The organism is Streptomyces sp. enrichment culture, assembly GCF_964273255.1.
GTDB lineage: Bacteria > Actinomycetota > Actinomycetes > Streptomycetales > Streptomycetaceae > Streptomyces.
Genome location: NZ_OZ186835.1, coordinates 3,021,485 through 3,040,976 on the forward strand (window position 1 = coordinate 3,021,485; position 19,492 = coordinate 3,040,976).

Sequence of the window (19,492 nt, forward strand, 5' to 3'; positions counted from 1 at the left end):
CCCCGCCTCCGAACCGGGTGCGGCCGCCGCCCGCCGCCGCGCGGGCCCGGCGTGCGGACTGTGCAGATCCGCGGGATGTTCGGCGACCGGCCGCCGCCCGCACCGGGAGCACCCTAGGAAGTGTCCCCCTGGCGCAGCCGCGACAGGCGGGCCTCGGGCCGCCCCGACGCCTTGCTGTCGGACTCGTAGCGGAGGTCGTCACCGGTCGGGGTGAGGACGACGGTGTGCCGGGCCTGGTCGCACACGGAGCGGTTGGACTCGGCGCCGACGGCGCGGGTGACGAGCCGTTCGCCGGAGACCCGCACGAGGGTGAGGACGTCGTCACAGACCCCGCCGAGGATGTCGGTGTGCCGGACGGTGCCCACCCGCTCGCCCACCTTCGCGTCCTTCACCGTCACCCGGAACGTGCCGAGCGGGATGGTGATGCTGTCCCGGGAGGCGGCCTGCCCCTCCCAGGTGCCGACGTAGGCGGCGGGAACCGTCCGGGCGGGGGCCTCGGACTGGGCGTCGTCCCGGGAACCGTGCGCGCCCCCGCCGGAGCCGCCCGGCAGCAGGTCGAGGACGAGGACCGAGCCGACGGTCACCGCGGCGAGGGCCCCGGCCACCGCGAGTGCCACGGTGCAGCTGACCCGCCGGCCCCGGCCGCCGCCGCGCTCCCGGCCGCCGGTGGCCGTCACCGAGACGGAGAGCCGTCCGGGCCGTCCGCCACCGGAGGGCTCGGTCGGCGGGTGCGGCGGACCGGCGGCCGGTGCGGGGGTCCCGGGTGCCGTCCCCGGCGGCTGCGCGGGCACGGCGGGCGACGGCACCGCGGGCGCGTCACGGGGTTCGGGCACGGCTCCCCCGGCCGCCGCCCGGCCGGTCCCCGGCATCACCGGCGGCGGGCCGAACGTGCCGAACGTGCCGGACGCCGTCCCGTCGCCGGGCCAGGCGGCCGGGCCGCCGGGCTCCTCGCCGTCGGCCGCTCCGACCGACGGGGTGCTGAACCCCACGGGCCCGGACGCGGGTCCGCCGCCGTCCGGGCCGCCGTGCCCGGCCTCCAGGTTGAGCAGCCGCACGGCGCCCCGGCTGACCTGCTCCACCAGCGGCCCGGGCAGCCACCCTCCCGCCACCAGCCGGGCCGCGCCCTCGGGGGCGAGCCGCCGGGCCACCTGGGCGGGCGCCGGGCGGGCGGACGGGTCCTTGGCCAGGCACTCCTCCGCGAGCGCCCGCACCTCGCCGTCCAGGCCGCCGAGTTCGGGCGGTTCGTGGACGACCTTGTAGAGCAGGGCCGCCGAGGAGTCGCCGGGGAAGGGCGAGGCGCCGGTCGCCGCGTAGGCGAGGACCGCGCCCAGGGAGAACACGTCGGCCGCGCCGGTGACGCTCCTGCCGAGGATCTGCTCGGGCGCCATGTAGCCGGGCGAGCCGATCGAGACGCCGGTGGAGGTGAGGGAGGCCGTACCGTCCGTGGCCCGGGCGATGCCGAAGTCGATCAGCAGCGGGCCGTCGAGGGTGAGGAGCACGTTGGACGGCTTCACGTCGCGGTGCACCAGGCCCAGGTCGTGGACGGCCGTCAGCGCCTCGGCGAGGCCCGCGCCCAGCGCCCGTACCGTGCCGTCGGGCAGCGCGCCGCCCTCGGTGACCGCCGCGGCGAGCGAGGGCCCGGCGGCGTAGGCGGTGGCGACCCAGGGGACGCGGGCGCCGGGGTCCGCGTCCAGGACGGGGGCCGTCCAGGCGCCGCCGACCCGGCGCGCGGCCTCCACCTCGCGCCGGAACCGCGCCCGGAACTCCTCGTCGAGCGCGAAGTGCGGGTGCACGATCTTGACCGCGACGGTGCGCCCGCCGGCGCTCCGCCCCAGGTAGACCCGGCCCATGCCGCCGGAGCCGAGCCGGCCGAGCAGCCGGTACGGCCCCACGGCCGTGGGTTCGTCGGCCTCGAGCGGCCGCATGGCGTCCCCCCCCTCCCCCGTCACGCCTGGTACGCCGGAACTCCAGCAGGGTAGTGGGCGGGCGCCCGCTCCTCACGGCTGCAGCAGGTCCACCTTCACGTCCGCCGGGAAGCCGGTCGTGGGGCCCACCCGGCGGGCGAACTCCGCGACCGCCGCGAGCTGCGGCGCGCCGAAGCTGAAGTCGAGCGTGGTGAAGTACTCCGCCAGCGTCGCCTCGTCGAAGTCCTCCCAGCGGGCGGCCTGCTCGGCGACCTTGCCGACCTCCTCCAGGGAGAGGTTGCGGGAGGAGAGGAACGCCTCGTGCACCTTCCGGGTGATGCCCGGCTCGCGCTCCAGGTAGTCGCGGCGCGCCGCCCAGACGGCGAAGACGAACGGCAGCCCCGTCCACTCCTTCCACAGCCGGCCGAGGTCGTGCACGTCGAGCCCGTAGCGGGGCGCGTCGAGCATGTTGGCGCGCAGGGCGGCGTCGCCGATCAGGACGGCCGCCTCCGCCTCCTGCATCATCGAGCTGAGGTCGGGCGGACAGGTGTAGTAGTCGGGCCGGACGCCGAACCGCTCGGCCAGGAGCAGCTGGGCGAGGCGCACGGAGGTCCGCGAGGTCGAGCCGAGGGCGACGCGGGCGCCGTCCAGGCGGTCCAGCGGGACCTGCGAGACGATCACGCAGGACATCACCGGCCCGTCGCAGCCGACGGCGATGTCGGGGAAGGCGACCAGCTGGTCGGAGTGCTTGAGGAACTCGACCAGGGTGATCGGCCCGATGTCGAGGTCGCCCTGCACCAGCTTCTCGCTGAGCTTCTCCGGGGTGTCCTTCGTCAGCTCGAAGTCGAGGAGTGTGCCCGTTCTGGCGAGCCCCCAGTACAGGGGCATGCAGTTCAGGAACTGGATGTGGCCGACGCGCGGCCGGGTGCGAGGATTGTCCACATCGTGAGGCTAGCCCCCGCCCGGCGCGGCCGGTCCGCCCACCCTCCCCGTCCGGGGACGCCCCGGGAATCGGGGCCCGCGGAGGGCACACTCGGGGGTGTGACGGGGGTGAAGGAGGGGGCATTCAAACATTCGGGTGACGTGATCTTGACCTCTATTGCGAACGGGCACCCCCGTGCTAGGCTCGTCGCAAGTTGCAGTTTGGTTTCCCTTGCAGTACAGAGCCTGCGGAGCATGTGACCGCGGGCTCTCGTCGTTCTCAGACGGATGCAGTTGTGCGGAATTGGTCTTCACACTTGCTGGTTCTGGAGCAGGGCAACCCTTTTGAGCCCAAGGAGGGCTTATGGCTACCGGAACCGTGAAGTGGTTCAACGCCGAAAAGGGCTTTGGTTTCATCGCCCAGGAAGGCGGCGGCCCCGACGTCTTCGTCCACTACTCCGCGATCAACGCGACCGGCTTCCGGTCCCTCGAGGAGAACCAGCAGGTCACCTTCGACGTCACGCAGGGCCCGAAGGGCCCGCAGGCGGAGAACGTCACCCCTGCCTGACCCGATCCTCCGATCCGGGAACGACCAGCAGTACCCAAGGAGCCCCGCGCCGTCCGGCGACGGGGCTCCTGCCTTTTGCCGTCCGGGCCACGCCCTTTCTCCTCGTCCGCATTCCGGACCGGCGGGCCCGCGGACGTCGCCTGCGCGGGAATCCGCGGTCACGGCCGGGCAGGGTCCCGTCGCCCGAACGGCGCCATCCGCAGTGAATTCCCGGAGAATTTCCCGCCTCCGGACCCCGTCTTCCACGGGAATTGCCGCCCGTCCGCGCGACACGCGGCCGGGCGCGCCACCCGTCCGGCCGGTCATCCCGCGTACAGCTCCTCCACCACGTCGGCGAAGTCCCGCAGGACGGCCTCGCGCCGCAGCTTCATCGACGGGGTGAGGTGACCGGCCGCCTCCGTGAAGTCCACGGGCAGCACGGTGAAGCGGCGGATGGACTCGGGGCGGGACAGCATCCTGTTGGCCTCGTCGACGGCGCGCTGGAGGATCGCGAGCAGTTCCGCGTCGTCGGCGAGGAGCTCCGGCGGGACCGGGTGCTTGCCGTTCATGCGCCGCCAGTGGGCGATGCCGTCCGGGTCCAGGGTGATCAGGGCACTCACGTAGGGGCGGCCGTCCCCGACGACCATGACCTGGGAGATCAGGGGGTGCGAGCGCAGCCAGTCCTCCAGCGGGGCCGGGGCGATGCTCTTGCCGCCCGCGGTGATCAGCAGTTCCTTCTTGCGGCCGGTGAGGGTGAGGTTGCCCTCGTCGTCGAGCTGCCCGAGGTCCCCGGTCGCCAGCCACCCGTCGGGCGCGGCGGGCACCACTCCCCCGGCCCGGGGGTCCCAGTAGCCGCGCAGCACGTGCTCGCCCGCGACGAGGATCTCGCCGTCCGCGGCGATCCGCACCCGGGTGCCGGGCAGCGGCAGGCCCACGGTGCCCAGGCGGGGCCGGTCGGGGGAGGTGATGGTGGTGGCGCCGGTGGTCTCGGTCAGCCCGTAGCCCTCGAAGACGTCGATGCCGGCCCCCGCGTAGAAGGCGGCGAGGCGGCGGCCGAGCGGGGAGCCCCCGCTGATGACGTAGCGGACCCGGCCCCCCATGGCGGTGCGCAGCTTGCGGTAGACCAGCGGGTCGTAGAGGGCGCGCGCGGCCTTCAGCCCGCGGGACGGGCCGGGTCCGGTGCCGCTGTGTCCGGCCTCGACGGCCTCGCCGTAGCGACGGGCCACGGACACCGCCCGGTCGAAGACGGCCGCGCGGCCGCCCGACTCCGCGCGGGCGCGGGCGGTGTTGAAGACCTTCTCCAGCATGTAGGGGATGGTCAGCAGGCAGGTGGGCCGGAACGCCGCCAGGTCCGGGATCAGGTCCTCGGGCTTCAGGCTGGGCGCGTGGCCGAGGCGCACCCGGGCCCGGACGCAGGCCACGGCGACCATCCGCCCGAAGATGTGCGACATGGGCAGGAAGAGGAGGACCGACGCCTCCTCGCTGGTCCGGGCGCGGAAGACGGGGTAGAGCAGTTCGATCGCGTTGTCGACCTCGGCGAAGAAGTTGCCGTGGGTCAGGGCGCAGCCCTTGGGCCGGCCGGTGGTGCCGGAGGTGTAGACGAGGGTGGCGAGGGTGTCGGGGCCGAGGACCCCCCGGCGCACCTCCACCTCCTGGTCGGCCACCTGCGCCCCGGCCTCGGCCAGCCGTTCCACGTGGCCCTTCTCCACGACCCACACGTGGCGCAGGCCGGGCAGGTGGGCGAGCTCCGGGCCGAGGGCGGCGGCCTGTCCGGCGCTCTCGGTGATCAGGGCGACGGCGCCGGAGTCGTGCAGGATCCAGCGCGCCTGGTACGGCGAGGAGGTGGGGTAGACGGGCACCGTGACCAGCCCGGCGGCCCAGGCGGCGAAGTCCACCAGCGTCCACTCGTAGACCGTGCGGGCCATGACGGCGATCCGGTCCCCCGGTCTCAGCCCTTCGGCGATCAGTCCCCGGGCCACCGCCTGCACCTGGTCCGCGAACGCGGCGGCGGTCACGTCCGACCAGGCGCCGTCCGCCGACCGGCGGCTGAGGACCACCTCGTCCGGCGCCGCGCGCGCGTTGTCGAAGGGCAGGTCGGCGAGCGACCCGTGGCGCACCGGCCGGGCGAGCGGCGGCACCGACACCTCGCGCACGACGCCGTCGAGCCGTCGGATCTCGGCCGCGGCCGGGGCGGTGGCGCCGTACGCGTCACCGGGGACGGGGGAGGAAGGCGCAGAGGACACGGGGCGGCTCCAGGGGCGTGCGGTGGGGGTGGCCGGGTGCCGTCACGGCGTACGGGCCGTGCACGCCGGGACGCCCGGCGGCAGTCGGGGAGGCACCCCGGGGAACGAGTGCGCACTCCGGCCGGACCGGGATCGTACGGCTCTCGCGTGACGGGATCGTGCGGGTTCCGGGGCGGTCCGGAGCCGGGGATGTGCAGTCTCGGAGGTCACCGCGGTGACGCGCGTCCGCCCGGCCGGGCGCGCCCGCGACGGCCGGTCAGGCGCGCTCCAGCACCGCCGTCACCCCCTGGCCGCCGGCCGCGCAGACGGAGATCAGGCCGCGGCCCGGACCGTCCCGCTCGGCGAGGAGTTTCGCCAGGGTCGCCACGATGCGGGCGCCGGTCGCGGCGAACGGGTGGCCGGTGGCCAGCGACGACCCGGCCACGTTGAGCCGGGCACGGTCGACCGGGCCCAGCCCCCGCTTCTCCCAGGCCGCCAGGGTGGCCAGCACCTGGGAGGCGAACGCCTCGTGCACCTCGATCAGGTCGAAGTCGTCCAGGCCCAGCCCGGCACGCTCCAGCATTCGCGGGACCGCATACGCCGGGGCCATCAGCAGGCCGTCCTCACCGCCCGCGACGTCGCCGCCGGCGAAGTCCACGGCGGCCGTGGCACTGGTGGTCAGGTGGGCCAGCGGGGTCAGGCCGCGGGCCTCGGCCCATTCCTCGCTCGCCAGCAGGACGACGGCGGCGCCGTCGGTGAGCGGGGTGGAGTTGCCCGCCGTCATCGTCGGTGCCGGACCGTCGAGGCCGAAGACCGGCCGCAGCTTCGCCAGGCTCTCCACGGTCGAGCCCGGCCGCAGGTTCTGGTCGCGCTCCAGCCCGCGGAACGGCACCACCAGGTCCTCGAAGAAGCCGCGTTCGTACGCCGCCGCCAGCCGCTGGTGGCTGGCCGCGGCCAGTTCGTCCTGCGCCTCGCGGGTGATGCCCCACGCCCGGGCGGTCACGGCGGCGTGCTCGCCCATGGACAGGCCGGTGCGCGGCTCGGCGTTGCGCGGGATGTCGGGCACCAGGTGACGGGGGCGGATCCCGGCCAGGGCCTTCAGCCGGGCCCCGGCCGACCGGGCCCGGCGGGCGGCCAGCAGGATGCGGCGCAGGTCGTCGTTGACACCGAGGGGCGCGTCGCTCGCGGTGTCCGCGCCGCCCGCGACCGCCGCCTCGCTCTGCCCCAGCGCGATCTTGTTGGCGGCGGCGATCACGGCCTGCAGGCCGGTGCCGCACGCCTGCTGGATGTCGTACGCGGGGGTGCGGGGATCCAGCCGGGAGCCGAGGACGGTCTCGCGGGCCAGATTGAAGTCACGGCTGTGCTTGAGGACCGCGCCGGCCACGAACTCGTCCACCGCGCCCGGCCCGTCGAGGCCGTGGCGCTCGACCAGTGCGTCGAGGGCGGCGGTCAGCATCTCCTGGTTGGAGGCGGTGGCGTAGGGGCCGTCGGCGCGGGCGAACGGGACGCGGCTGCCGCCGATGACCGCGACGCGCCGCACCGCTGTCGCCGGAACCGGCTTCGAAGGACTCATCTCGACCTGCTCCTCACGCGTGACCTAGGATAACCTCCGGTAACCTTACTCCAGAGTAAGCACGGGGCGGCCCCCTGGCGAGCCCCCACGAACCCGCTGGGAGTCGCACATGGCCGACCGCTATCTGAGCTTCACCGGCACCCCGCCCGGCCGCTTCCTCACCCGCCGCCTCGGCCTCCCCCGGCCCACGGCCCTGAAGCGCTGGTCACCCGGGCAGCCGGACCTCGACGGCGGCCTGCTCCACCTCACCGCCGGCACCTCCGCCCTCGACCTCGCCCCCGTCCTCGCCACCACCGGACTCGCCCCCGACGACGACGGACGGCCCGCCGCCGTCGTCCTGGACGCCACCGGGGTACGGGACGTCGACGGCCTCGCCGCCGTGCACGCGGCCCTGCACCCCGTCGTCCGCTCGGTCACCGCCAACGGACGCATCGTCGTCCTCGGCACGCCGCCGGACCCCGACGACCACCACCAGGCCGCCGCCCAGCAGGCGCTGGAGGGATTCACCCGCTCCCTGGGCAAGGAGACCGGCCGCGGCACGACCGTCAACCTGGTCCGCCTCGCCGGAGCCGCCCCCGCCGCCGCCTCCACCCTCCGCTTCCTGCTCTCCCCAAAGTCCGCCTACCTCAGCGGCCAGGTCATCGGCGTCGGCACCGGCGACGACACCCCCGCCGCTCCCCCCGCCGAACACCCCCTGGCCGGCCGCACCGCGCTGGTCACCGGCGCCGCCCGCGGCATCGGCGAGGCCGTGGCCGAGACCCTCGCCCGCGACGGCGCCCACGTCGTCGTGCTCGACGTCCCGCAGGCCGAGGAGGACGCCGTCCGCGTCGCCGAACGGCTCGGCGGCACCCCGCTGCCCCTCGACATCACCGCCGCCGACGCGGGCCGCCGGATCCTGCGGGCCCTCCCCGACGGCATCGACGTCCTGGTCCACAACGCGGGCATCACCCGCGACCGACGCCTCGTCAACATGCCCGCCGACCGCTGGAACCCGGTCCTCGACGTCAACCTGGCGAGCGTGCTGCGCACCACCGACGCCCTGCTCGACGCCGGCGCCCTGCGGCCCGGCGGACGCATCGTCGCCACGGCCTCCATCGCGGGCATCGCCGGCAACGCCGGACAGACCAACTACGGCGCCTCCAAGGCGGGCATCGTCGGCCTGGTCCGCTCCCTGGCCCCCCGCGCGCACGCCGCCCACGGCGTCACCGTCAACGCGGTCGCACCGGGCTTCATCGAGACGACGATGACCGCCGCCGTCCCGCTGCTCATCCGCGAGGCCGGCCGCCGCATGAACTCCCTCGCCCAGGGCGGCCTCCCCGTCGACGTCGCCGAGACCACCGCCTGGCTCGCCCACCCCGACTCGGGCGCGGTCAACGGCCAGGTCGTCCGCGTCTGCGGCCAGAGCCTGCTGGGGGCCTGACACCCATGACCCCCGCCTCCGAACGCCCGACCCGCGTACTCGCCGGCTCCCCCGCCCTCCCCCCGCTCCTGCTGCGGGGCGCCCTGCTCTCCCCCTTCAAACGCCCCGGCCCCGAGGCCGCCTTCCCCCGCACCCGCCTGGTGCTCCCCGGCCTGCGCGTCGACCTCGCCCGGCTCGCCGCCTACGAACAGGTCTGCGGCTTCCCCGCCGGCGCGGACACCCTGCCGGTGACCTACCCCCACGTCCTCGGCTTCCCCGCCGCCATGCGGCTGATGAGCCGGCGCGACTTCCCCCTGCCGCTGCTCGGACTGGTCCACACCTCCGTGCACATCACCCGGCACCACCCGTCCTCCGCCACCGACGCGCACGAACTCACCGTCCACCTACGGGACCTGCGACCCCACCGGCGCGGCACCGAGGCCACCGTCGTCACCGAACTGCGCACCGACGGAGTGCTCGCCTGGGAGTCCAGCAGCACCTACCTCGCCCGGCACCGCACCCCCGCCGGCACCCCCGGCACCCCGGACACCCGCCCCGCGGACGACCCCGCACACCTGCCCGCCGTCGACACCTGGCAGCTCCCCGGCGACCTGGGACGGCGCTACGGCGCCGCCTCCGGCGACCGCAACCCCATCCACCTGCACCCGCTCACCGCACGCCCCTTCGGCTTCCCCCGGGCCATCGCCCACGGCATGTGGACCGCCGCCCGCTGCCTCGCCGCCCGCCCGGTCCCGGACGCCGCCGTCGTCCGGGCCGACTTCCGCGCACCGGTCCCGCTGCCCGGCACGGTGACCCTCGCGGCCGACGGCGAGCGCTTCGCCCTGCGCGGGCCCGAGGACCGCGTCCACCTCACCGGGGAGGTCCGCCCCGTCACCGGAGACGCCCGCCCCGCCTGACGCCGCCTCAGTTCCGCTCGCCGGTCTCCCCGTCGTCCTCGTCCGGCGGCGACCAGGGGGCGCCCGTCATCAGGTTGCCCAGCCCGGCCCACGCGAAGTTCATCAGGGTCGCCGCCGCCTGCCGCGCCGTCGTGCCCGGGGTCGCGTTCGCCCAGTCGGCCAGCGACTCCGCGGCCCCCACCAGGGCCTCCGCGAGCCCCGACACCTCCCCCTCGGGCAGATCCGGATCCCGGTGCGCCTCCCGCGCCGCGGCAAGGATCAACTGGGTCACGAAGGCCACGATCTCCGCCCGCATCGCGGCCACCTCGGCGGCGAACACCTCACCGTGCGTACGCGCCTGCAGGTGCAGCACGGCCCAGCCGTCGGGGTGCCGCGCGGTGTGCGCGAAGAACGCCATCAGCCCCGACCACAGCTGCCGGTCCGCGGGCAGCCCCGGCCGCGCCCCCGCCCGCACGGCCTCGGTCAGCGCCTTCGCCTCCCGCCGGATGCAGGCGGTGAACAGGTCCTCCTTGGAATTCAGGTACAGGTAGACCAACGGCTTGGACACGCCCGCCAGTTCGGCGATCTCGTCCATCGACGCGGCCATGTACCCCCGCCGGCCGAAGGTCCGCACGGCGGCGTCCAGCATCTGCTGCTCACGGACCGCACGCGGCATCCGCTTGGTCTTCACGGCACCCATGCGGATCAGCGTACGGGGCCCCGGCCCCGGCTCCGGCCGCCCGCCGCCGACGCGGGCCGGAAACGCCCGTGCCCGCGGACCCCCTCTCGGGAGCCCGCGGGCACGGGACGCCGACGGCCGCCGCGCGCCGCGTCAGGCCGGTACCGCCACCTGACGGGAGTCGTCGGCGGGGGTGTCCTGGTCGACCGGGGAGGAGTGCACCGAGTCGTAGGCGTCCCGGTCCAGCAGCCCCTCACGGGCGGAGACGACCACCGGCACCAGCGCCTGGCCCGCGACGTTCGTCGCCGTGCGGATCATGTCCAGGATGGGGTCGATCGCGAGGAGCAGGCCGACGCCCTCCATCGGCAGACCGAGGGTGGACAGCGTCAGCGTCAGCATGACGGTGGCGCCGGTCAGGCCCGCCGTGGCGGCGGAGCCGACCACCGACACGAAGGCGATCAGCAGGTAGTCGCCGACGCCGAGCGGGACGTCGAAGATCTGCGCGACGAAGATCGCGGCGATGGCCGGGTAGATCGCGGCGCAGCCGTCCATCTTCGTGGTGGCGCCGAACGGGACGGCGAAGGACGCGTACTCGCGCGGGACGCCCAGGCGTTCGGTGACCTTCTGGGTGAGCGGCATGGTGCCGACCGAGGAGCGGGAGACGAAGCCCAGCTGGATGGCGGGCCAGGCGCCCTTGAAGAACTGCACCGGGTTGATCTTCGCGACGCCCGCGAGCAGTGCGGGGTACACGCCGAACAGGACGATGAGGCAGCCGATGTAGATGTCGGCGGTGAAGGTCGCGTACTGGCCGAGCAGGTCCCAGCCGTAGGTGGCGATGGCGTTGCCGATGAGGCCGACGGTGCCGAGGGGCGCGAGCCGGATGACCCACCACAGCGCCTTCTGCAGCAGGGCCAGGACGGATTCGCTGAAGGCCAGGACGGGTTCGGCCTTCTCGCCGAGCTGGAGGGCGGCGATGCCGGCGACGGCGGCCATGAAGACGATCTGCAGCACGTTCAGTTCGGTGAACGGCGTGATGACGTCGGTGGGGACGATGCCGGTGAGGAAGTCGATCCAGGAGCCGGTCTTCTCGGGCTTCGCCCCGTCGGCGGGGGTGAGGCCGGTGCCGGAGCCCGGGTTGGTGAGCAGGCCGATGGTGAGGCCGATGGCGACCGCGATCAGGGAGGTGATCATGAACCAGAGCAGGGTGCGGGAGGCCAGGCGGGCCGCGTTGTTGACCTTGCGCAGGTTGGTGATCGAGACCAGGATCGCGAAGAAGACCAGGGGGGCGACGGCCAGCTTCAGCAGGCCGATGAAGGTGCCGCCCACCTTTTCGAGGGTGGTGACGAGCCAGGAGAGGTCCTGGCTGCGGGCGAGCCAGCCGAGCAGGACGCCGAGGACGAGACCGGCGAGTATCTGGGCCCAGAAGGGTGCCCGGACGGGCAGCCTGAAGGACTTCGTGTTCGTGGACACGGACATGCTCCGAGGGGGACGCGGTGACGAGGGGGAAGGTGGCGGGGGTGGTGCGGGTCGTCAGGGACGACAGGTCGCGGTGGTCACCCGGCAGAGGTCCACGTGCAGGCGCGCCACGAGCGGAACACTCCGGGGCGTGGGGAACACGGCTGCTGACTTCACCCCGTGACCGTAACACCTGAGCTTTGAGAGTCCCAAAGCCTCACTTTGAGAGGCAGGGGGTGGAGACCGCCCGCGGAACGCAAAGCGCCCCGGTGTCCTGGTGGTTCAGGAACCGGGGCGCTGCACGGCGGGTGCCGGCCTGTGACGGACGTAACGCGTCCGCGGAGGCGGAGGGGTGCGGAGGGTCAGGAGGTCCGGGCGCGGCCCTCTCCGCGGGCGGCGTCGTCGGCCGCGTCCTCCTGGTTGCGGTGGGCCTCCAGATTGGCCTTGACGCGGTCGACCCTGCGCACGATGCCCTCGGAGGCGACGTCCCGCTGCTTGCGCAGGGCGACGAAGCTGATGGGGGCGGAGAGCAGCAGGGCGAGCAGGACGATCCACAGGCCGTTGGAGTCGCCCAGCCCGCGCGGGGCGAGGCCCGAGTGGACGAGGCCCCAGACGACCACGAGGCAGCCCACGAAGATCCCCAGGCGCATCAGCGTGTAGCGGAGCATCAGATCCACTCTTCCGTGTTCGGACGGCCGGAACGTCCCTTATGGAACGACCTCCAGTGAAGCACGGGCGGGGAGGGATCTTGCACGGGGGTGGGGCGGTGCGGTTCAGGTGAGCGGGAGCAGCATGACGATGTCGTCGCGGTGGTCGCCGGGGGCCACGCGGATCGCGCCGGGGATGCGGCCGACCTCCTTGTATCCGCAGGAGGCGTAGAAGCGTTCCAGGCCGAGGCCGCCGCGGCAGGTGAGGCGGACGGCCTCGATGCCGTCGAAGCCGCGGGCGGCCCGTTCGGCGGCGGCCAGCAGGTCGCGGCCGTATCCCTTGCCCTGGTGGCGGGGGTGGACCATCACCGTGTACAGCCAGAGCCAGTGGGTCATCAGGCGGTGGGTGTTGAAGGTGAGGAAGGCGGTCGCGGCGACCCGGCCCTCCTGGTCGTGGCCGACCAGGAGGCGGGAACGTTCCTCGGCCATGGCGACGAACTGGCGGACGAGTTCGGGCCGGATCTGTTCGCGGTCGGCGGGCGGGAGGAAGCCGACGGCGCCGCCGGCGTCGGTGACGTCGGCCCACAGGTCGAGGATGCCGTCGCGCAGGGCGGGGGTCACCGGCGGGTCGAGCGTGAAGGTGAGGGGCGCCGTAGGAGGAGAGGTAAGCGGCATAGGGGCATGGTAATCCTTACGACAGGGCGTCCGCCGCGATGTTCAGGTCGGCGACGAGCCCGCGGAAGGCCGCCTCCCGGTCGTCCGCCCGGAGCACCGCCGACGGGTGCACCGTGGGCACCAGCCGCTGCGGACGGCCGTGGATCCGCTCCTCCAGCACGGTGCCGCGCACCCGGGTGACCCGGAACGACGAGCCGAGCAGGGCCCTTCCGGCGGTCGCGCCCAGCACCACGATCAGCTCCGGCTCCACCACCGCGAGTTCGGCGGCCAGCCAGGGCCCGCACGCGGCCGCCTCGCGCAGGGTGGGCGCCTTGTGGATGCGGCGCTTGCGCGGTTCGGACCGGGTGAACTTGAAGTGCTTGACCGCGTTGGTGACGTACGCGTCCCCAGGGTCGATGCCCGCCTCGGCGAGTGCCCGGTCGAGCAGCTTCCCGGCGGGTCCGACGAAGGGTTCGCCCTGGCGGTCCTCCTGGTCGCCGGGCTGTTCGCCCACCAGCATCAGCCGGGCGCCGGCCTTCCCCGCGCCGAAGACGGTCTGCGTGGCGTCCCGGTGCAGCGGGCAGCCCCGGCAGCCGGCGGCGGCCCGGCGCAGCGCGGGGAGTCCGCCCCGGCCGGGGACGAAGGGGGCGGCGGTGTAGGCGTCCTCGGGCGACTCGGTGGCAGCCATGCCGGGCGGGTACCCGCCCGGCCGCCGCCGTCACCGGACCCGGGCGCGGTCCGGGCGGGTCAGACGCGCATCGGCTGGGGTGCCTCCCGGCGGGCCGGGTCGGGTCCGTCGTACTCGCGGATGATCTCGTAGCGGGTGTTGCGCTCCACCGGGCGGAAGCCGGCGTCCCGGATGAGTTCCAGCAGGTCCTCGCGGGTGAGCTTGTCGGGGGTGCCGAAGTTGTCGGCGTCGTGCGTGATCTTGTACTCGACGACCGAGCCGTCCATGTCGTCCGCCCCGTGCTGGAGGGCGAGCTGGGCGGTGTTGACGCCGTGCATCACCCAGAAGACCTTCACGTGCGGCACGTTGTCGAACAGCAGGCGGGAGACGGCGAAGGTCTTCAGCGCCTCGGCGCCGGTGGCCATGGAAGTGCGGGCCTGGAGCCGGTTGCGGACCTTGCCGTCCTTCATGTCGACGAAGTCGTGCTGGTAGCGCAGCGGGATGAAGACCTGGAAACCGCCGGTCTCGTCCTGGAGTTCACGCAGCCGCAGCACGTGGTCGACGCGGTGGCGCGGCTCCTCGATGTGGCCGTAGAGCATGGTGCACGGGGTCTTCAGGCCCTTCTCGTGCGCCAGCCGGTGGATGCGGGACCAGTCCTCCCAGTGGGTGCGGTGGTCCACGATGTGCTGCCGGACCTCCCAGTCGAAGATCTCGGCGCCGCCGCCCGTCAGGGACTCCAGCCCGGCGTCGATCAGCTCGTCGAGGATCTCCGAGGCGGACAGGCCCGAGATGGTCTCGAAGTGGTGGATCTCGGTGGCGGTGAACGCCTTCAGCGACACCTCCGGCAGGGCCGCCTTCAGCTCCCGCAGGGAGCGGGGGTAGTAGCGCCACGGGAGGTTGGGGTGCAGGCCGTTGACGATGTGCAGTTCGGTGAGGTTCTCGCCCCGCATCTCCTGGGCGAGTTTCACCGCCTCCTCGATGCGCATCGTGTAGGCGTCCTTCTCACCGGGCTTGCGCTGGAAGGAGCAGTAGGCGCAGGAGGCGGTGCACACGTTGGTCATGTTGAGGTGCCGGTTGACGTTGAAGTGCACGACGTCGCCGTTGAGCCGGGTGCGCACCTCGTGGGCCAGCCCGCCGAGCCAGGCCAGGTCGTCCGACTCGTACAGCGCGATGCCGTCCTCGCGGGTCAGGCGGACGCCCGCCCTCACCTTCTCCTCCAGCTCACGCTTGAGCCCGACGTCCATGCCGACACCTTTCTCCTGGGAAGACTCCGCCCACCGTACTCCCTGGCCGTCCGGGCGGAGGGACCGCCGGAAGGGGGTGCTCCGTGCCCCGGCTACACCTCTTCCTCGGGCAGTTCGCCGACGCGGTTCTCCCACTTGGTGGAGAGCACGATGGTGGTCCGGGTCCGGGAGACCCCTTTGGTGCCGGACAGGCGGCGGATGATCCGCTCCAGGCCGTCCACGTCGGCCGCCCGCACCTTGATCATGAAGGAGTCGTCCCCGGCGATGAACCAGCAGTCCTCGATCTCCTGAAGGTCCTTCAGCCGCTGTGCCACGTCCTCGTGGTCGGCGGCGTCCGAGAGCGAGATGCCGATCAGCGCGGTGACGCCGAGCCCGAGCGAGGCGGAGTCCACGGTGGCCCGGTAGCCGGTGATGACGCCGGCCGCCTCGAGCCGGTTGATGCGGTCGGTGACGCTGGGTCCCGACAGGCCGACGAGACGCCCCAGCTCCGCGTAGGAGGCCCGGCCGTTCTCTCTCAGGGCCTGGATGAGCTGCCTGTCCACCGCGTCCATGCGATCGAAGCCTTCCGCTGAAGAGGTCGAGAAGATCTGGAGGGTTCTGCGAGGGGTGACGAGGGGTGAGGGGGCGGGCCCGGCCGCGCGGGCCGGGCGGCCGGTGCGCGGGGCGGCGGTCAGTGGGTCCGTGCGCCACCGCCGAGTTCGCCCTCCCAGCGGCGGTAGAGCCGGTGCTCGACGCCCGCCGCGTCCAGGACGCGCCCGGCGACGAAGTCCACCAGGTCCTGGATGTGCGTCGCGCCCGCGTAGAACGCCGGTGAGGCCGGGAGGACGGTCGCGCCCGCCTCGTCGAGAGCGACGAGCTGACGCAGGGTCGGGCCGGCCAGCGGGGTCTCCCGCACGGCGACGACCAGCGTGCGCCCCTCCTTCAGGGTCACGCTCGCCGCCCGCTGGAGCAGGTCCTTGGACAGTCCGAGCGCGACCCCGGCGACGCAGGCCGTGGAGGCGGGCACGATGAGCATGCCCTTGCTCGGGTACGACCCCGACGACGGGCCCGCCGCCAGGTCGCCCGCGGGCCAGTAGCGCACCCCGTCGAGGTCCACGGCGAAGGTGTCCGGCTTGCCGTCCGCCCCGCGGGACAGCCATCGCCGCAGGTCGTCGCGCCAGTGGGCGTCCCGGAAGGAGACCCCGGTCTCGTCCAGCAGGGTGAGCCGCGAGGCCCGGCTGACGACGAGGTCGACGCTCTCCCCGGCCAGGAGCAGCGCACGCAGAACAGCGGCCGCATATGGCGTGCCGGAGGCCCCGGACACCCCCACGATCCAAGGTGTTCTGGCCGTCTCTCCTGGCTTGAGATGGTTCACGGGACCGAGCCTATCCGGCGGCGGACGACGGGAACCGTTCCAGGGTGCCCGTGCGTTCTCCCGGAACGGGCGGTGCGGCGCGTGGGGGTGAGCGATGTCCGGTACGGGACGGCGGTTCTCCGGCGGGGAGCGGGCGAAGACGGCGGCCGTGGTGATGGTGGCCTGGGTGGCCCTGCTGTGGGTGCTGGAGGTCGTCGACGTGGCGACCGGCCACGCCCTGGACACCTTCGGCGTGCGCCCGCGCACGTCGGGGGAGCTGGTGGACGTCGTCCCCTCGGCCTTCGTGCACTTCGGCTTCGGACACGTCGCCGCGAACAGCGTGCCGCTGCTGGTGTTCGGCTTCCTCGCGGCCCTCGGCGGGCTGCGCCGCTTCGCCGCGGTGTGCGCGCTGATCATCGTCTGCGACGGCCTGGGCGTCTGGCTGATCGCCCCCGCGCACACCAACACGGCGGGCGCCTCCGGCCTGATCTTCGGCCTCTTCGGCTTCCTGGTGTGCAGCGGCTTCGTCGAACGCCGTCCGCTGGGCGTGGTGGCCGGCGTCCTCGTCGCCGCGGTGTGGGGCGGATCCGTCCTGGCGGGCATCGCCCCCGGGCAGACCGGGGTCAGCTGGCAGGGCCACCTCATCGGGCTGCTGGCGGGCGTGGCCTCGGCGTTCCTGTTCCGGCGCCGGCCGGGCGGACCGGCGGGCGCGGGGACACCCGGCCTCTGACCCCGCCGCACGGGCCGTGGGCGCCGCCCGGCCCGGGGCCCGCGACGGCGTGCGCCCGGCCTGGCGTGCGTCCGGCCCGGCGTGGGTCCGGCCGCGTGTCGGCCTACGAACCGACGACGTACCGACGTACCGACGTACCGACGTACCGACGTCCGGGCGTACCGGCGTACCGACGTCCCGGCGTCCCGGCGTGCCGGGCAGCCGGGTCGCTACGGGGTGAGCCCCCGCACCAGCAGGTCCAGCAGCGCGCACACGAACAGGGCGATCCCGATGAAGCCGTTGACGCTGAAGAACGCCCGGTTCAGCCGGGTCAGGTCGTGGGGGCGCACGATGGTGTGCTCGTAGACGAAGGCCCCGGCGACGATCAGCAGGCCCAGCCAGAAGAACACCCCGGCGCCGGTGAGGACCGCGTACCAGGCGAAGAGGGCGGTCGTCACGACGTGGCAGACGCGGGCGCCCCATATGGCGGCCGGGATGCCGAAGCGGGCCGGCACCGACCGCACGCCGATCTCGCGGTCGGCGTCGACGTCCTGGCAGGCGTAGATCAGGTCGAAGCCGCCGATCCAGATGCCGACCGCGAGGCCCAGGACGACCGCCTCCCAGGACCAGGAACCGGTGACGGCCAGCCAGCCGCCGATGGGCCCCATCGCCTGCGCGATCCCCAGGATGGCCTGCGGGAAGTCGGTGAACCGCTTCCCGTAGGGGTAGACCACCATCGGCACGATCGCCACGGGCGCCAGCGCCAGGCACAGCGGGTTCAGCAGGGCCGCCGCGCCCAGGAACACCACCAGGGCGATGAGCGCGCCCGTCCAGGCGTGCTTGACGGACATCGCGCCGGTCACCAGCTCGCGGTGGGCGGTGCGCGGATTGCGGGCGTCGATCTCGCGGTCGATGATCCGGTTGGCGGCCATCGCGAAGGTGCGCAGCCCCACCATCGCGAGGGTGACCAGCAGCAGCTTGACCCAGTGGATGGTGCGGTCCCACTCGTACATCGCCGTGAGCGCGGCGATGTACGCGAAGGGCAGCGCGAACACCGAGTGCTCGATCATGACCAGGCGCAGGAACGCCTTGGTGCGCCCCGGTTGCCGCGGCAGTGCGGCGGAGGCCGAGGTCACAGTCCGTACTCCTTCCAGCGGCGGTCCACCTTGGCGGCGGTCTCAGGGTCGGACTCGACCATGTCGGGCCAGCCCCCGTCGCGCGTGTACCCCTCCTCGGGCCACTTCTTCGTCGCGTCGATGCCCGCCTTGCCGCCCCAGAACTGCTGGTAGGAGGCGTGGTCGAGGTGGTCGACGGGGCCCTCGACGAGGCTGAGGTCGCGGGCGTAGTCGGTGTTGCCCAGGGCCCGCCAGGCGACCTCGTGCAGGTCGTGCACGTCGCAGTCGGCGTCGACGACCACGATCAGCTTGGTCAGCGACATCATGTGGGCGCCCCAGACGGCGTGCATGACCTTCTGCGCGTGCTTGGGGTACTTCTTGTCGATCGAGATGATCGCGCAGTTGTGGAAGCCGCCGGCTTCGGGCAGGTGGTAGTCCACGATGTCCGGGATGATGATCTTCAGCAGGGGGAGGAAGAAGCGCTCGGTGGCTCGGCCGAGCGGGCCGTCCTCCGTCGGCGGGCGGCCGACGACGATGGACTGCAGCAGCGGGCGCTTGCGCATCGTCACGCAGTCGATCGTCAGTGCGGGGAACGGTTCCTGCGGGGTGTAGAAGCCGGTGTGGTCGCCGAAGGGGCCTTCCGGGAGCATCTCCCCCGGCTCCAGCCAGCCCTCGATGACGACCTCCGCCTGCGCGGGCACCTGGAGCGGGACCGTCTTGCAGTCGACCATCTCGATCCGCTTGCCCTGGAGGAAGCCCGCGAACAGGTACTCGTCGATGTCGCCGGGCAGCGGCGCGGTGGAGGCGTACGTCACGGCCGGCGGGCAGCCGAAGGCGATGGCGACGGGCAGCCGCTCACCGCGCCGGGCGGCCACCTGGTAGTGGTTGCGGCTGTCCTTGTGGATCTGCCAGTGCATGCCGATGGTGCGCTTGTCGTGGCGCTGGAGCCGGTACAGGCCGAGGTTGCGGATGCCCGTCTCGGGGTCCTTGGTGTGGGTGAGCCCGAGGTTGAAGAAGGAGCCGCCGTCCTTGGGCCAGGTGAACAGCGCGGGGAGCCGGTCCAGGTCCACGTCGTCGCCGGTGAGCACGACCTCGTGCACCGGCGCGTCGCCGGACTTCACCTTCTTCGGCGGGACGTGCGTCATCGCGCCCAGCTTGCCGAACGCCTCGCGCACGCCGACGAAGCCCTGCGGCAGCTCCGGCTTGAGCAGCCCGCCGATCTTGTCGCTGATCTCGGAGTACGACTTCAGGCCGAGCGCCTTGAGCAGCCGCCGGTCGGTGCCGTACACGTTCATCGCGAGCGGCATGCTGGAGCCGCGCACGTTCTCGAAGAGGAGGGCGGGACCGCCGGCCTTCTGCACCCGGTCGACGATCTCACCGACCTCCAGATGCGGGTCGACCTCTGCCTTGATCCGCTTGAGGTCGCCCTCGCGCTCCAGCGCCCTGAGCAGGGAACGAAGATCGTCGTAAGCCATGGGGTCAAGTATCCCCGAGCGGTTACCCTGGCCCTGTACCTGGGGGCTGTGC

Annotated in this window: 19 protein-coding genes; 4 read left to right on the plus strand and 15 right to left on the minus strand. The window is 73.4% G+C overall.

What is annotated here, in order from left to right; all coding sequences use genetic code 11:
- Positions 1-113: 113 nt before the first annotated feature.
- Entirely contained in the window at positions 114-1,925 is a 1,812-nt protein-coding gene (locus tag ACSU53_RS12870) for a serine/threonine-protein kinase (protein WP_437027406.1), read from the minus strand.
- Between the two features lie 72 nt (positions 1,926-1,997).
- Positions 1,998-2,846, minus strand: a complete 849-nt coding sequence (locus tag ACSU53_RS12875) for a menaquinone biosynthetic enzyme MqnA/MqnD family protein (RefSeq protein WP_437027408.1) — start codon at positions 2,844-2,846, stop codon at positions 1,998-2,000.
- Positions 2,847-3,189: 343 nt separating this feature from the next.
- On the opposite strand from ACSU53_RS12875, the gene ACSU53_RS12880 reads away from it, so the two are divergent.
- Positions 3,190-3,393, plus strand: coding sequence for a cold-shock protein (locus tag ACSU53_RS12880; RefSeq protein ID WP_006133199.1), 204 nt, complete (start codon positions 3,190-3,192; stop codon positions 3,391-3,393).
- A gap of 302 nt (positions 3,394-3,695) precedes the next feature.
- On the opposite strand, the gene ACSU53_RS12885 is transcribed toward ACSU53_RS12880, so the two are convergent.
- Positions 3,696-5,615, minus strand: a complete 1,920-nt coding sequence (locus ACSU53_RS12885; protein ID WP_437027410.1) for an AMP-dependent synthetase/ligase — start codon at positions 5,613-5,615, stop codon at positions 3,696-3,698.
- 256 nt (positions 5,616-5,871) lie between these two features.
- Positions 5,872-7,167, minus strand: coding sequence for an acetyl-CoA C-acetyltransferase (locus ACSU53_RS12890; protein WP_437027412.1), 1,296 nt, complete (start codon positions 7,165-7,167; stop codon positions 5,872-5,874).
- Positions 7,168-7,276: 109 nt separating this feature from the next.
- On the opposite strand from ACSU53_RS12890, the gene ACSU53_RS12895 reads away from it, so the two are divergent.
- Together ACSU53_RS12895 and ACSU53_RS12900 are read left to right on the plus strand one after the other, a co-directional pair.
- Complete coding sequence (locus ACSU53_RS12895) at positions 7,277-8,587, plus strand: 3-oxoacyl-ACP reductase (protein ID WP_437027414.1); 1,311 nt, start codon at positions 7,277-7,279, stop codon at positions 8,585-8,587.
- Between the two features lie 5 nt (positions 8,588-8,592).
- On the plus strand, positions 8,593-9,483 hold the full coding sequence (locus tag ACSU53_RS12900) for a MaoC/PaaZ C-terminal domain-containing protein (RefSeq protein WP_437027416.1): 891 nt from the start codon (positions 8,593-8,595) through the stop codon (positions 9,481-9,483).
- Between the two features lie 7 nt (positions 9,484-9,490).
- On the opposite strand, the gene ACSU53_RS12905 is transcribed toward ACSU53_RS12900, so the two are convergent.
- The 9 genes from ACSU53_RS12905 to ACSU53_RS12945 form a co-directional block, all read right to left on the minus strand.
- On the minus strand, positions 9,491-10,162 hold the full coding sequence (locus ACSU53_RS12905) for a TetR/AcrR family transcriptional regulator (RefSeq protein ID WP_437027417.1): 672 nt from the start codon (positions 10,160-10,162) through the stop codon (positions 9,491-9,493).
- Between the two features lie 132 nt (positions 10,163-10,294).
- On the minus strand, positions 10,295-11,617 hold the full coding sequence (locus tag ACSU53_RS12910; RefSeq protein WP_437027421.1) for a dicarboxylate/amino acid:cation symporter: 1,323 nt from the start codon (positions 11,615-11,617) through the stop codon (positions 10,295-10,297).
- A gap of 54 nt (positions 11,618-11,671) precedes the next feature.
- Positions 11,672-11,773, minus strand: coding sequence for a putative leader peptide (locus ACSU53_RS12915; RefSeq protein ID WP_437027423.1), 102 nt, complete (start codon positions 11,771-11,773; stop codon positions 11,672-11,674).
- 185 nt (positions 11,774-11,958) lie between these two features.
- Positions 11,959-12,264 carry a DUF4229 domain-containing protein gene (locus tag ACSU53_RS12920; RefSeq protein WP_437027425.1) on the minus strand — a complete coding sequence of 102 codons (306 nt, stop codon included), beginning with the start codon at positions 12,262-12,264 and terminating at the stop codon, positions 11,959-11,961.
- Between the two features lie 105 nt (positions 12,265-12,369).
- A complete protein-coding gene (locus tag ACSU53_RS12925) occupies positions 12,370-12,918 on the minus strand; it encodes an N-acetyltransferase family protein (protein ID WP_437027426.1) in 549 nt (182 codons plus the stop codon).
- 16 nt (positions 12,919-12,934) lie between these two features.
- Positions 12,935-13,585 carry a UdgX family uracil-DNA binding protein gene (locus ACSU53_RS12930; RefSeq protein WP_437027428.1) on the minus strand — a complete coding sequence of 217 codons (651 nt, stop codon included), beginning with the start codon at positions 13,583-13,585 and terminating at the stop codon, positions 12,935-12,937.
- 59 nt (positions 13,586-13,644) lie between these two features.
- Positions 13,645-14,808, minus strand: a complete 1,164-nt coding sequence (gene mqnE, locus ACSU53_RS12935) for an aminofutalosine synthase MqnE (protein ID WP_437027430.1) — start codon at positions 14,806-14,808, stop codon at positions 13,645-13,647.
- A 92-nt stretch (positions 14,809-14,900) separates the two neighbouring features.
- The gene (locus ACSU53_RS12940) at positions 14,901-15,359 is read right to left on the minus strand and encodes an Lrp/AsnC family transcriptional regulator (RefSeq protein ID WP_437027432.1); all 459 of its coding nucleotides are present in this window, start codon (positions 15,357-15,359) and stop codon (positions 14,901-14,903) included.
- Between the two features lie 119 nt (positions 15,360-15,478).
- Positions 15,479-16,162 carry a UbiX family flavin prenyltransferase gene (locus tag ACSU53_RS12945; RefSeq protein ID WP_437027433.1) on the minus strand — a complete coding sequence of 228 codons (684 nt, stop codon included), beginning with the start codon at positions 16,160-16,162 and terminating at the stop codon, positions 15,479-15,481.
- Between the two features lie 94 nt (positions 16,163-16,256).
- Here ACSU53_RS12945 and ACSU53_RS12950 point away from each other — a divergent pair, with 94 nt between their 5' ends.
- Positions 16,257-16,871, plus strand: coding sequence for a rhomboid family intramembrane serine protease (locus ACSU53_RS12950; protein WP_437027434.1), 615 nt, complete (start codon positions 16,257-16,259; stop codon positions 16,869-16,871).
- A 209-nt stretch (positions 16,872-17,080) separates the two neighbouring features.
- Here ACSU53_RS12950 and mqnP read toward each other — a convergent pair whose 3' ends face one another.
- Both mqnP and ACSU53_RS12960 read right to left on the minus strand, forming a co-directional pair.
- Entirely contained in the window at positions 17,081-17,986 is a 906-nt protein-coding gene (gene mqnP / locus ACSU53_RS12955) for a menaquinone biosynthesis prenyltransferase MqnP (RefSeq protein WP_437027435.1), read from the minus strand.
- On the minus strand, positions 17,983-19,440 hold the full coding sequence (locus tag ACSU53_RS12960) for a menaquinone biosynthesis decarboxylase (protein ID WP_164443859.1): 1,458 nt from the start codon (positions 19,438-19,440) through the stop codon (positions 17,983-17,985). Before ACSU53_RS12960 ends, mqnP begins: the two co-directional genes overlap by 4 nt.
- Between the last annotated feature and the right edge of the window lie 52 nt (positions 19,441-19,492).